Origin of the sequence: Estrella lausannensis (assembly GCF_900000175.1) — a bacterium.
Classification (GTDB): Bacteria; Chlamydiota; Chlamydiia; order Chlamydiales; family Criblamydiaceae; genus Estrella; species Estrella lausannensis.
Genome location: NZ_CWGJ01000025.1, coordinates 407,999 through 420,463, shown reverse-complemented (window position 1 = coordinate 420,463; position 12,465 = coordinate 407,999). Strand labels below are relative to the sequence as shown.

The window sequence follows — 12,465 nt, the reverse complement described above, 5'->3', positions numbered from 1 at the left end:
ATTCTTCAAGTTGTTTCGGTATGATAGCAGATCACCCGAAAATTGTTATTCAACAACACTCTTTAATTCAACTTAAATAAAACCAAACAGTAATAAATAAAAAAAAACAACGCCTACAGCATTGTTTTAAAAACTAATCAGGAATTGATCTTAGGATCCGGGTATCAGCGAGAATAGAAGCCGCCGGTTATTGGCTCATGAGGATTTAATTCCGATTGCTAAGAGGTGCTTTTTGACCGGTTCGACTTTATCGCCCTGTATTTCGATAGCGCCCTCTTTGACAGTGCCCCCGCACCCCAGTTTTCTTTTAAGCTGGATGGCAAGCTCTTGCTTTTCGCTATCATCCATGTTGAGATTTAAGATGACAGTGAGTGTGCTTTTCCCTCTTTTGACGAGGCGGACCTTCACAGGTTTGACAGATTCTTTGCTGTTTTTTCCCGGCACCCACTCGCCGCCGATAGTAAATGGCATTTGCAACCTCACGCTTCGATGATTAATTTTTATACCGAATGCGTCTCGAAATTTGGCATGAGAGCTCTCTCTTTGCCCTCACGCCAATTTTTGAGACACTTTCGGTATAGTATCCCCAATTTACTCTTTTCCAAAGAGGTGCGTTATGCTATAATATTTTATTTTTAAATAATTAATTGAGTGTATCTTATGATCCAAGTCAGCGGGCTTTCCCTAGCCTATAGCGGCGAAGTTCTGTTTAACGACGCCACCTTCAATATTCAGCCGAGAGAGAGGCTCGCCCTTGTCGGGCGCAATGGGGCCGGGAAATCCTCCCTTTTCCGCCTCCTGACGGGAAAGGAAGTTCCTGACAAAGGAACGATCGCTATCCGGAAAAACTATACCATAGGGACTCTTAATCAGCACATCGTCTTCACTAAGCCGACCCTGATCGAAGAGGCCGCCCTGGGACTGAAGAAAGGAGAGGAGGACTGCATCTATAAGGCGGAAACGATTCTTTTCGGCCTTGGTTTCAAAGAAGAAGACTTAGACCGCACACCGCAAGATTTCTCGGGCGGCTACCAGCTGAGGCTGCATCTGGCCAAAGTATTGGTCAGCGAGCCGGACTGCCTCCTGCTTGATGAACCGACCAACTATCTCGACATCGTCTCCATCCGCTGGCTGCAAGAATTTCTTCTCGACTGGCAGGGTGAGTTTGTCCTTATCTCGCACGACCGCGAGTTTCTTGATAGCGTCTGCACCCACACGATGGGCCTGCATCGTCAAAAGGTCTGTAAAGTTAGGGGCAGCACGATCCAATTCTACGAGCAGATCATGCAGCAAGAGGAGATCCACGAAAAAACTCGGGCGAACCTGGAAAAAAAGAGAGAGCACCTTCAGGGATTTATCGACAGGTTTGGAGCTAAAGCTTCCAAGGCCACGCAAGCGCAGTCGAAGCAAAAAATGCTAAGCCGCATCCCCGTGCTTGAAAATTTGAAAGACCTCTACAACTTGAATTTTGAATTCGCCCAAGCCCCTTTTCCCGGCAAAAAGATGCTGGAGGCCTCTTCGCTCTCCTTCTCCTATCAAGGGGCGAATGCGGAGCCGCTGATCGACCGCTTCTCACTTCAGGTGGAGAAAGGTGAGCGCATCGCCATCATCGGAAAAAACGGACGGGGCAAATCGACGATCCTGAAACTTCTCTCCGGCGAACTTCCCCCCACTAACGGCAACGCCGAATCAGGCGATAATGTGAAGATCGGCTACTTCGGTCAAACCAACATTGACCGTCTCCATCCCAGGAATACAATCGAAGAGGAGATCGCTGCAGCCAATATCAAACTGAACAGAACGCAAGTCAAAGCAATCTGCGGCCTGATGATGTTCAGCGGTGACAAGGCCAGCAAAACCAATTCTGTCCTCTCGGGAGGAGAGAAGAGCCGGGTGCTGCTCGGCAAAATATTGGCAACCCCCTGCAATCTGCTGCTGCTGGACGAACCGACTCACCACTTGGATATGGAGTCCATTGAAGCGCTGATCGACGCGATCGAAGATTTTGATGGGGCTGTCATCATGGTCACCCACAGCGAGCTGATCTTGAAAAGGATGAACCTCGACAAACTGGTTATCTGCCACGAGGGCAAGCAGGAGATCTTCCTCGGTACCTATCAGGAATTTTTAGAGAAGAAGGAGTGGCTGGAGTAGTCACTGCCAAGAGCCATCCCAAGAGGTATTTGCGGGCAGGACCTTGAAAGGCTTGCCCTGCATCAAAGCTTTGACAGCCATCGCCCGGGCATTCAAGGAGTCCGGCTTCGATTCGGCGAGCGTCAACTCCTCACCCTCGGGCAGAAAATAGGGGTCAAAGCCAAATCCTGAAGAGCCTCTTCTGCTGACAACCACTCCGGCAAGCTCGCCGGCAAAGACAAAAACCTGATTTTCTTCCCGGTAAGCCAAGAGCACGCGCCAGTGCACTCTCTTGCCGATAAACCGGGGCAGCTCGTCTAGCATGGAACGCACATACACTCCAACGGCCTCCCCTTCCACATCAAGCGATGTGTCATCAACAATCACCCGCTCACCGGCAACGCTCGCCTTGTGGACAATCACGCTGAGGGGATCCGCAGCGATCTCTTTCAGGTCGATGTGGGTGGCCTCCAGCGAGATGCCAAAAGCGGCAAAAAGCCGTTCAAACTCTTTAAATTTACCCTGATTGCTGGTGTTCAGCCTAAATTGTTTCAATTCTCCCTCGCCAGCGTCTTAACGATTGCCCCCAAACTCAGATCTGCATGATGTGTGTTTGCGGACAGTCGCTTATAGAGAAAGTATCTCCAAATTTTGGTTTTATACCGAAACAAATTGAAGAATTGGTCTTTGGCTTCGTCGGGTTTACTTAAGAATTTTCGTTCTCACTCGCGCCTTGCCTCTCGGCAATGGTCGCTCGCTCCGGACAAAAATTCTTAAGGCCCTCCTAGCCAAATTTCCAATTTTTCAAGTTGTTTCGGTATAGCAAAAGAGAATGCCTTGGAACTAAATGAGCGCATAAACCTTATATTTCTAATATTAGGTTACTTACAATTGTTTACTCATAACAGGTTGTCTCTTTTGTAAATAAAAAAAGTCGAGACGCTTTCAATGTAAATATTTTATATAAAATGATTATTGCCAAACTGCTACAATGAGGTTGGCAACTGAATAAAAAGAGGTAGTGGAGTAGAACTCAAAAGATCATCAACTTCTTAGCAGAAGGACTTCTTCCATGGACCAAAAGCGGTATAATGTATTCCTCACGTGCGAGCATGCCGGCAACAAAATACCAGCAAGGTGGAAAAGGCTTTTTACCCCACCCAAACAAGTTCTTGAAAGCCACCGTGGAATCGACATCGGAGCCAAAGAAATTTTCAACCGGCTAAAAAAACAACTGCAGTGTCCAGGCTTCATCTATGAGAACACCCGCCTTCTGATTGAGCTGAACCGCTCGCTCCACCACCCGAAGCTCTTCTCGGAGTTCTCGAAAACATTTTCGGATGAAGAAAAGGAGCTGCTGATCAAAACACTTTATCTCCCCTATAGATCCTTGGTGGAAGACGAGTTCAAAGAGGCGATAGACGCCTCAAAGAAGCCGCTCCTGCATCTCTCCATCCACTCTTTCACGCCTGTCTTCGATGGGGAGACAAGGAACTGCGATTTTAGCTTTCTCTACGATCCTTCAAGACCTCTGGAAAAAGAATTCTGCCGGGAGATGGCCGAATCTCTCAAAAAGAGTCTCGGAAAAGACTTTAGAATCCGCATGAACTATCCCTACAAAGGAACAGCCGACGGATTCACTACGTACTTAAGAGGTCAACTTAAGGCACGAAGATATCTCGGGATAGAAATCGAGGTCAACCAGGCGCTTGCTTGCAAGAGGAATGAAAGGGATCGCATCAGCTCCGCTATGACCGAGTTCTTGCGAGGACTATGAAATTCACAAAACAGGGAGGTTTTGCCTATGGGAAAAAAGCTCAAAATGAAGAGCCAGCCGACCGACAGCTCGTGCGGACCGACATGCTTGAAAGCAATCTATGACTACTATGATCTCCCGATCGACCTTGAAAAGATCATCAGGGAAGTGAAGACTCTAAAAACCGGAGGAACTCTAGGTGCCTGCCTTGGAATACACGCCCTCGATCACGGCTTCGACGCCACCCTCTACACCTTTAATCTCGAAATATTCGATCCCACCTGGTTCTTCCCGAAACCTATCGACAAAAAGCAAATCATCCAAAAGCTCCGCCTGCAAAAGAAACTGAAGCACCATGCCAAGCTGCAAGACGCTTGTGACGCCTTCATCGAGTTCCTTGAGAAGGGGGGGCGGATCAAAATGCGGGATCTCTCAGGCGCCTTGCTAATGCGCTACTTGAAAAGAAAAATTCCCATCATCACCGGCCTTTCCTCGACCTACCTCTATAAATGCTCACGTATCCATCTGAATGGAGACGAGGCGCTTAAAGATGACGTTCTTGGGGCTCCCGAAGGGCATTTTGTCGTGCTCGAGAGCTATAATCCCGAATCAAGGCTGGTGACCATCAATGACCCCTGGCATCAAAATCCCTATTCCCAGGACTTAAAATACGAAGTCTCTAAAGACCATCTGCTCACTTCATTTTTGATCGGGCTGTTAACCTACGACGCCAACTTCACAATCATCACTAAAAAACACGAACACAACGATTTAACCTTCGGAATCTAAGATGATATCTCCAGGAGAGAAATAGCGAAGGACTCTAAAATAAAGATCAACATCGGTTTGGATATGATGCGCTCTAGCTTTAAGGCTCCTCTGATGATCCGCTATGCGGCACTTCTGCTTCTTCTTTTGATGTCCCCTGTCCGGATTGTCGCCGAGGATGCAATCGGCAGGCTGCCGGAATCATCTGCAACAAAACAAGAGGAAGCGCCCGTCACGCTCGACGGAGCCCCCCTCTTTAAACTGAGGGGACTTTCAAGCCTTCCGGCAAAAGGCCGGGCAGAGGCTGTATCGGAGCGGATCGAGCGCATCGCTTCAGACCACTCCTTCCCCGTTGCAGACCTTAAGGTCATCGAAGAAAAAGAATATGCCACGATCACGGCCGGCAATATCGTCATTGTCCGTATCACAAACGCAGACGCACTCTACGAAGGCTTAAGGGAGCGGCAACTGCTCGCTGCAGCTCACCTGTCGGCCATCAAGAGTGCGATCGAGCGCTATCGCCTTGAGCGAACAAGCAATTATCTGCTCGGTCAAAGCGCTTTGGCTCTTGGTGCAAGCGTGCTTTTCATGCTGGCGCTGATCATCGGAGGCAGGCTGACAGCTCGTCTACAGAAGTCCGTGAACCGAGGCTTCCAAAAACAGCTCGATCAGCTTGAGGAGAAGTCCTACCAGATTGTCTCCTCCGAGCGGCTTCAAAGGGTGTGGGAAGGCGTGATCAACGGGTTTTTTGCTCTCATGGCACTCCTTGCGGGTATTCTATGGCTCGATTTTGTCCTTAACCTTTTTCCCTGGACCCGTGCAGCAGCAGCATGGATCGTCTCATCGCTATTATCCCCACTTCAAACGATGTGGACTAATGTCTTGGATGCATTTCCGGGTATTGTTTTCATCTTGGCTTTAGCGCTTTTCACCCGCTACATCCTTAAGTTGACCACCCTATTTTTCAATGGCGTGGCAAGCGGAAGAATTACCATTACCGGATTCGACAGCAATTGGGCTTTGCCGACATACAAACTAGTCAGGATTGCCCTCATTGCCCTAGCCTTGGTGATCGCCTATCCTTATATCCCCGGTTCTGAAAGCGAAGCGTTCAAAGGCATATCGATCTTCTTCGGGGTGCTGGCATCCATTGGAGGTGCCTCGATCGTCGCCAATAACCTGGCAGGTTACGCCCTGATCTACCGAAAAGCGTTTGTGCAGGGAGACCGCGTCAAAATCGGTGATGTGACAGGAGAGGTCATCAGCATGGGGCAGCAAGCGACTCACCTCAGAACCCCAAAAAACGAAGAGGTGACCATACCCAGCGCACAGATCGTCAGCAGCCCCGTTATCAACTACAGCTCGCTAGTAAAAAATAAGGGACTGATCCTGCACACAACCGTCGGCATCGGCTACGCTGTTCCCTGGAGGCAAGTCGAAGCCATCTTGCTCGAGGCGGCCAGAAGAACCGATTGCCTGCTGAAAGATCCTCCTCCTTTTGTCCTTATCAAATCGCTCGATACCTTTTCGACGACCTATGAGCTGAACGCCCACTCCGACAAGCCACACGAGATGGAAAAACAATATCATGCACTCCATCAGAATATTTTAGATGTCTTCAACGAATACGGGGTGCAGATCATGACCCCCGCCTACGAGGGCGATCCGGAAAAACCGCTCGTCGTTCCTAAAGAGCGGTGGTTTATCCCTCCATTCAATCAATAGACTCCGCATTTGCCCGCTTTTCGTTAGTCCCCTAAGAACAGAAAGCGTCATATTGTTTTTGGCAAAGAGAAAGCTCTCCAAGCAAAACTTCAAATTTCAACACGACTGCGGTATAAAAAAATCAAAAAATCCGATTTAAACAATTAGATTTACAAGACGGAATAAAATCGCATATAATAGTCACAATCTGCGAAGTAGAATAATTGTTCTCCTACTGCAGAAATTGATAACCACGCCCCGAATAAGAGGTCTGCTATGCCTTGCCCCAAAAGATCGGGGAAGACAGAATACGTGACCTCCTTGGTGAAACACACCAAGGAACGGCAACGCACTCTCTTCCTCCCGCACCTTCGATTGAATCACTCTTCTGCCACCACCCAAGCTATCCCCTCATTTTTTGCGGCCCTCGCAGCAGCGGCCCTCCGGGCTACATATTAAGTAATCACACATCTTCGCATCTTTAATTATTAGCGGCTTTTTAAGCCTGCACTGACTGGATGATTCCATATTTTGATGTTAATTATTTTTTTAAGGCTATCCCATGTTGAAACTTACCCTACCCCGTTATAAATCGATCGAAATGATCGCTTCGGAAAACAAAGACATTATCTCCTTTTCGCAAGGAGCCGTCAAAGTCGGCGGCGCTCCCGAGGAGATAAAAGCGCACCTGAAAGAGATTTTAAACGGCGACCGAGCCGATTACTATCAGGCAGTCGGAGGAATCGCCCCCCTCAGGCAAAAGATCGCCGAAACCCTCGCGAAAAAATGGGGAATTCCGCTCACAAAGGAGGAGATTTTAATCACGCACGGCTCGATCGGTGGTATTACAAATCTCTGCCTGCTTTTGCTTAATTCAGGAGATGAAGTGATCATCCCTGAACCTTTCTACCCCAGCTATCTCAATATCGTCCGCTTCTCCAAAGCGACGCCCATACCCGTCCAGGGTTTTTTCCGCAAAGAGGGAAAATGGGTCTTCGATCTTGAGAGCGTCAAACAGGTCAAGGGAGAGCGATCCAAAATGCTGATTCTGTCAAACCCCTCCAACCCCTGTGGCATTTGCTTTCGTGCCAACGACTTGAACGAGTTGAAAAGATGGTGCGAGCAGGAGGGAATTTTCCTTATCATCGATGAGGTGTATGACAACTACATCTACGAAGGCAACTTTGCTTCGGCAACGCCCCTGGCTGCCCGCTCTGATTATATTGCACGTACCGGCTCTTTCTCAAAAGACTTCGCGATGAGCGGCTACCGTGTGGGCTTTCTCGTGGCAAAAAAAGAGCTGATTGAAAGGCTGACAGCGATCCAGGACGGCACTCTGTGCTGCCCTTCGGTCATCGGACAGCTTGCCGCCTGCTTTGCTCTCGATCATCCCGAGCTGATCGAAAGACAGGTTCGACAAGTAAAAGCCAATTTACAGCTGGTTAGAGAAATGCTGGTTCCTTTGGTAGAGAGAAATATATTTTCCTACGTCCCTCCGGAATCCGGCATCTTCCTGTTTTTAAAAACGCAGCATGAGGACACCGAAGAGTTTGTGATGGAAATTCTAACCAAAGCCCGGGTCTCTTTGGTACCGGGAAAAGACTTTGGAAGCTCTCAGGAAGCAGCTTCCCATGTACGCCTCTGCTTTGCCAGGGAGCCAAAGCTTATCGAAGAGGGCATGGATCGGCTGCGAAAACATCTTCTTAGAGACATTTAACGGGGACTGATTTCAGCAATTGTGGGGGCGCTATGCAAGAGTTGATATTGCCCCCAGATCAACAGATGATAAATCCGTTAACTCCCCTTAAATAAAATCTATATTTTAATCCCCTGTTTGACAATGATGCCCAAATTCAAAGATGCCAAACACGGCATCTTTGAGATTTATTGAGAACTTACCGAAATAATATCAATGGTGCAGATATGTCCTGTCGTCTTGCAGGGTCTATAATGGCCCTTATGTTAACACTATGGAATTTTCCTTCCGAAACCTCTGAATCTCCCGCTTTTGACGCTACTATTCCCGTAGTCGATATGAATGATTACTTCAAAGAAGAAACGCGGGACCGCTTTATCTCCAAAGTCGCAGAAGCGCTCCATACCGTCGGATTTTTCGCCGTCGTCAATCCCGGCATTGCCGTAGAGGATCTGGAAAGAGGCTACGCCGCCTCAATGGATTTCTTTCTTCATCCGCTGGAGCAAAAACTGGAGTGTTATAAAGCCAGTATCAACGGCCAGCGCGGCTACGTCCCTTCGGAAACAGCCCAGGGAAACAGCGTCAAAGATTGTAAGGAGTTCTATCACATTGGGCGCAAGAGCAACATCTGGCCTACCTGGATGAATTTTCAAGAGCCCATGGAAAACTTGATCAAAGCACTCGATATCCATAGCGAAATTCTTCAGATTGCCTTTGCGAAGGCCTTGGGAGAGAATGAACGTTTCCTTATCGACATGACAGAAACAGGAGAATGTCTGATCAGAGCCCTCCACTATCCTCCCAACCCCAATCCCAGTGTACCTTGGGCAGCGCAGCATACGGATATCGATCTGTTTACCATTCTGCCGATGGCTACCGAAGAGGGTTTACAAGTCTTTCATGAAGGACAATGGATCGATGTCAGGGTGCCCAAAGACGCTTTCATCGTCAATGGTGGCGATAAATTGCAAAATCTCTCAAATGGCTATTTTAAAAGCAGCCTGCACAGGGTTGTGGCAAAACCCGGACTGGAGAGGTTCTCGATTGTCTACTTTGTGCATCCCCGCGACAACGATCCCATGGATCCCCTCCCCCAGGCAGTCAGCATGACAGGCGGGGTGAAGCGTTATCCTGAAGCGACCAGTCTTGAGCTTTTAGCCTGCAGGCTAAGGGAGCTTGGTCTTGCCTCCCCCGCCCTTTTGCAATTTGAAAAAGAGAGCGGCATTATGGAGCGCATACAGGCCCTTGTCGACTCAGGCGATGCCGCAGACCCGGTCAAGCTGACCTACGAGGTGTGGCAAAAGAGCCAAAACACGGAAGAAGCAAACTAACCGGTTGCCCCGGAGAAATCTGCCGGGGCTTATTTTCCACTTCGCAAAGTCAACAATGATCCCTTTACCCCATAACATTCCACCCATCGGCATCGGAACACATAAAATCGGCCAAGGTGCCCTTACGAAAGCTTTAGAGATCGGCTATCGCCATCTCGATTTAGCAACTGCCTATCAAAATCTGCCCCTTGTTGCTAATGCAATCAAAAGCTCTTCCTTAAGGCGAGAAGAGCTCATCCTGACTCTGAAAATCCTTCCGGATGACACCAAAAGGTGTATAGAAAAGGCTTTAGATGACCTTTGCACCGACCACCTCGATTTCCTTCTCCTGCATGTACCCTACACCGACTTTGGTAAATTCAGTCAAACACTCCATCCCTTCCTGCAAAAGGGAATCGTCCGACGATTTGGGGTCAGTAATTTCAGCGAAAGCGATCTTATCTGTTTGAAAGAGCACTCTCTTGAACCTTGCGTGAACCAGATCGAAATTCACCCCTACTACTTTCCGGACAGGCTAATTAAAGCCTCAACACAAATGGGAGCACATCCCGTCGCCTACAGACCTTTGGCCGGAGGGAAGACTGCTCTTTTACAAGACCCTGTCATCACACAGATCGCCAAGGCAAAGGAAATGACCCCCAGCCAGATCGCCATCGCCTGGCTGCTTACAAAGGGAATTCCCTGCATCGTCAAATCGGAAAAGGAAGAGCATCTAAAGGAAAACATCCAAGCGATTAGCATCCGACTTACCCAAGAAGAGATTTTGCACATCAATCAAATGAACGCTAAAGCCATCCGAACCTGCACATCGTGGATAAAGACTGCATGACCCCCGCATACGCTGCTTCTTTCCCTGGTAGTCTCCCACCAAGAGAGCGTAGTCATCTCCAAACGGACTCATCACTGCCCGATCGACCCGATTGTTCCATGGGCGACTGACCGAAGCGTTGTTCCTAAGACAAACTTCCGGTACCCACGCTTGACGGGCCGGCGCGCCGTCACTACCTACAGTCTCTTCTCGTCAGCCCTGGAGAAATCAATCCTAAGGTTTTTCGTTAAACGGTTTTGATTTCTCGGTGAGAATTCTTTTGGTTTGAACAAAGGCAAGCGCGGTGAATAGTACACTGACAGCCAAAGTCATGTACCAGACAGATTCCAGGGGAGCCTCAAACCAACCGATGAGTATCGGCAGGGCAATCAACGGAACAACCACTTGTCTTCCAAACCCGATCATTAGGGCCGTTATCGGGTTTTTCATCCCCTGCATCGCGGCGGTTAGGATGTTAAGTCCCATCAGGAAAAATCCTGTGAACGAATAGATGCGCAGGAAAGATACTCCTGTCTCTATGACATCTCTGTCATGTGAAAATATACTCATCAGCTGCCGCGGTGCAGCATTCAGCACCAAAAAACTGGCCAGCATAATCACACCACCGCTATAAAGTGAGAATCGGATGCACTCCTCGACGCGTGCAAATTTTTTTGCTCCATGGTTCTGGCTGATGATCGCGAGCGCGGCGGAGGAAAGGCCGACCGTAGCGATTAAAAACAGCTGCTGCAGCCGCATTCCTATTCCAAAAGCCGCCGCTGCATTTTTACCAAACTGGAACACAAAACCGGTGGTAATAAAAAGTCCGATTGCCACCGACAGCAAGTTCAGCGTTGCCGGTAGGCTTTGCCTTGCGATCTCTTGAAAGGCTATCCACTCGGGCTTAAGCCTTCCTACCGCTATCTTGCTGATGATCCCTCTCTCGTTCAGGCAATAAAACATAAAGCAACTTCCCAAGAACATGGTAAGGGCGGTCGAATAGACAATGCCGTCAAAACCGAAGGCCGGCAATCCCATTCCTCCGAAAATGAGCCACGGATCCAGTGTCAGATGTAGAAAAAAACCGATGATTAGCCAGTTTCTGAAAGGTTTGGCCAGTCCATAGGACATCAATATCCCATTCACCACATGGGTGGTCACAGGGAAGACGCAGTACAAAAAAGTGATCCGGATATAGCGTTCCGCGTACTCAGCGACAGCCCCCTTGGCACCGAGAAATTGAAGAAGGCTCGGGGCAAAGAAAAATCCAAACGCTGCCATGATCAAAGAGAAGACCGCGCCAAAGTAGAGCGACTGCACACTCAGCTCTTTAGCCCTTTCATGCCTGCCCTCGCCCAAGAAGTTCGCAATCAAGGTCTGCGCGCCGATCGCCATGCCGTTCATCATCGACACAATGATAAAAAAAACCGGAAAGCTGACCGTCAGGGCCGCTTGCGCTTCGGTCGAAATCATTCCGGCAAAATAGGTGTCCACCATGAAAAACATGGTGGCAAAAAAAAGGGCAACGGCGGACGGAAGCGCAAGCCTAGTCAGATGTTTGTAGACTAACCCTTGCGTAAGATCCAATGAAATATCCCGTTAAATATCAATGCATTATTGAAAACAGATCCCAATCGGCCGGTCGATGAAAGATCCCTGACACACCTCATAGCAGAAAGAGAGTTTTGACGAAATAAAGCGGGCACCAACAATCCATCCCGATTTGACAAATAACACTCTTTTGCTTAGAGACTGTCCACAAACTCAAGTCGTTTGATTTGGGTTTGGGAGCAGTCTCCTAAAAAATGCCGGAACACTAAGGTACTACGATGCTGACAGCTAAAGAACGCTTTTTAACTCTCTTGAGGGATAAACACTCTGACAGGGCGACTTTTCGGCGGGCAGCCATTCGGATTACTGAAATCCTGGTATTCGAGGCGATGCAGCATCTTGACTGGAAGAAAATAGAGATCGACACTCCCTTGGAAACAACACCCGGAGTCGCCCCCTCAAGGCCCACGGCACTTATCCCCATCTTGAGAAGCGGGCTGGCGATGCTGCCTCAATTTGAAGCGGCCTTTCCGGATTCCAAAATCGGCTTCTTGGGCTTTCAGCGCGATGAAGAGACGTTCATCCCCCGCCTCTACTATGACAGACTGCCTCGCATCTCCAAAGAAACCGAAGTGATGCTGTTAGACCCGATGCTTGCCACCGGCGGGGGCTGCTTGCCACCGGCGGTACCGCAGACCACGCCATAGCGACACTGAAA

Annotated in this window: 11 protein-coding genes; 8 read left to right on the top strand and 3 right to left on the bottom strand. The window is 48.9% G+C overall.

What is annotated here, in order from left to right:
- Nucleotides 1-195: 195 nt before the first annotated feature.
- Complete coding sequence (locus tag ELAC_RS09235; RefSeq protein WP_098038986.1) at nt 196-471, bottom strand: translation initiation factor; 276 nt, start codon at nt 469-471, stop codon at nt 196-198.
- A 189-nt stretch (nt 472-660) separates the two neighbouring features.
- On the opposite strand from ELAC_RS09235, the gene ELAC_RS09230 reads away from it, so the two are divergent.
- Nucleotides 661-2,154: an ABC-F family ATP-binding cassette domain-containing protein gene (locus tag ELAC_RS09230; RefSeq protein WP_239414471.1), complete on the top strand. Its 1,494-nt coding sequence runs from the start codon at nt 661-663 to the stop codon at nt 2,152-2,154.
- Here ELAC_RS09230 and ELAC_RS09225 read toward each other — a convergent pair whose 3' ends face one another.
- On the bottom strand, nt 2,155-2,688 hold the full coding sequence (locus ELAC_RS09225; RefSeq protein WP_098038985.1) for a non-canonical purine NTP pyrophosphatase: 534 nt from the start codon (nt 2,686-2,688) through the stop codon (nt 2,155-2,157).
- A gap of 517 nt (nt 2,689-3,205) precedes the next feature.
- On the opposite strand from ELAC_RS09225, the gene ELAC_RS09220 reads away from it, so the two are divergent.
- The 6 genes from ELAC_RS09220 to ELAC_RS09195 all read left to right on the top strand — a co-directional run bounded on the left by ELAC_RS09220 (nt 3,206) and on the right by ELAC_RS09195 (nt 10,217).
- Nucleotides 3,206-3,910, top strand: coding sequence for an N-formylglutamate amidohydrolase (locus tag ELAC_RS09220; protein WP_098038984.1), 705 nt, complete (start codon nt 3,206-3,208; stop codon nt 3,908-3,910).
- A gap of 27 nt (nt 3,911-3,937) precedes the next feature.
- Complete coding sequence (locus ELAC_RS09215; protein ID WP_098038983.1) at nt 3,938-4,678, top strand: cysteine peptidase family C39 domain-containing protein; 741 nt, start codon at nt 3,938-3,940, stop codon at nt 4,676-4,678.
- A gap of 63 nt (nt 4,679-4,741) precedes the next feature.
- Nucleotides 4,742-6,382 (top strand): mechanosensitive ion channel family protein, encoded by a 1,641-nt coding sequence (locus ELAC_RS09210; protein ID WP_098038982.1) that lies wholly within the window; start codon nt 4,742-4,744, stop codon nt 6,380-6,382.
- A 541-nt stretch (nt 6,383-6,923) separates the two neighbouring features.
- Nucleotides 6,924-8,078, top strand: a complete 1,155-nt coding sequence (locus ELAC_RS09205) for a pyridoxal phosphate-dependent aminotransferase (protein ID WP_098038981.1) — start codon at nt 6,924-6,926, stop codon at nt 8,076-8,078.
- Nucleotides 8,079-8,311: 233 nt separating this feature from the next.
- Entirely contained in the window at nt 8,312-9,388 is a 1,077-nt protein-coding gene (locus tag ELAC_RS09200) for an isopenicillin N synthase family dioxygenase (protein ID WP_158227860.1), read from the top strand.
- 55 nt (nt 9,389-9,443) lie between these two features.
- Entirely contained in the window at nt 9,444-10,217 is a 774-nt protein-coding gene (locus ELAC_RS09195) for an aldo/keto reductase family protein (RefSeq protein WP_143406488.1), read from the top strand.
- Nucleotides 10,218-10,430: 213 nt separating this feature from the next.
- Here the strand turns inward: ELAC_RS09195 and ELAC_RS09190 are convergent, their stop codons facing one another.
- Entirely contained in the window at nt 10,431-11,783 is a 1,353-nt protein-coding gene (locus ELAC_RS09190; RefSeq protein WP_098038978.1) for an MATE family efflux transporter, read from the bottom strand.
- A 242-nt stretch (nt 11,784-12,025) separates the two neighbouring features.
- On the opposite strand from ELAC_RS09190, the gene upp reads away from it, so the two are divergent.
- Nucleotides 12,026-12,454: a uracil phosphoribosyltransferase gene (gene upp, locus ELAC_RS09185; RefSeq protein WP_098038977.1), complete on the top strand. Its 429-nt coding sequence runs from the start codon at nt 12,026-12,028 to the stop codon at nt 12,452-12,454.
- Nucleotides 12,455-12,465 lie beyond the last annotated feature (11 nt).

What these genes read in the sequence shown, in the direction of transcription:
- ELAC_RS09210 (WP_098038982.1), top strand. Translation starts at nt 4,742, where the DNA reads ATGATGCGCTCTAGCTTTAAGGCTCCTCTGATGATCCGCTATGCGGCA.
- upp (WP_098038977.1), top strand. Translation starts at nt 12,026, where the DNA reads ATGCTGACAGCTAAAGAACGCTTTTTAACTCTCTTGAGGGATAAACAC.
- ELAC_RS09235 (WP_098038986.1), bottom strand. Translation starts at nt 471, where the DNA reads ATGCCATTTACTATCGGCGGCGAGTGGGTGCCGGGAAAAAACAGCAAA.
- ELAC_RS09230 (WP_239414471.1), top strand. Translation starts at nt 661, where the DNA reads ATGATCCAAGTCAGCGGGCTTTCCCTAGCCTATAGCGGCGAAGTTCTG.
- ELAC_RS09220 (WP_098038984.1), top strand. Translation starts at nt 3,206, where the DNA reads ATGGACCAAAAGCGGTATAATGTATTCCTCACGTGCGAGCATGCCGGC.
- ELAC_RS09205 (WP_098038981.1), top strand. Translation starts at nt 6,924, where the DNA reads ATGTTGAAACTTACCCTACCCCGTTATAAATCGATCGAAATGATCGCT.
- ELAC_RS09215 (WP_098038983.1), top strand. Translation starts at nt 3,938, where the DNA reads ATGGGAAAAAAGCTCAAAATGAAGAGCCAGCCGACCGACAGCTCGTGC.
- ELAC_RS09195 (WP_143406488.1), top strand. Translation starts at nt 9,444, where the DNA reads ATGATCCCTTTACCCCATAACATTCCACCCATCGGCATCGGAACACAT.
- ELAC_RS09200 (WP_158227860.1), top strand. Translation starts at nt 8,312, where the DNA reads ATGGCCCTTATGTTAACACTATGGAATTTTCCTTCCGAAACCTCTGAA.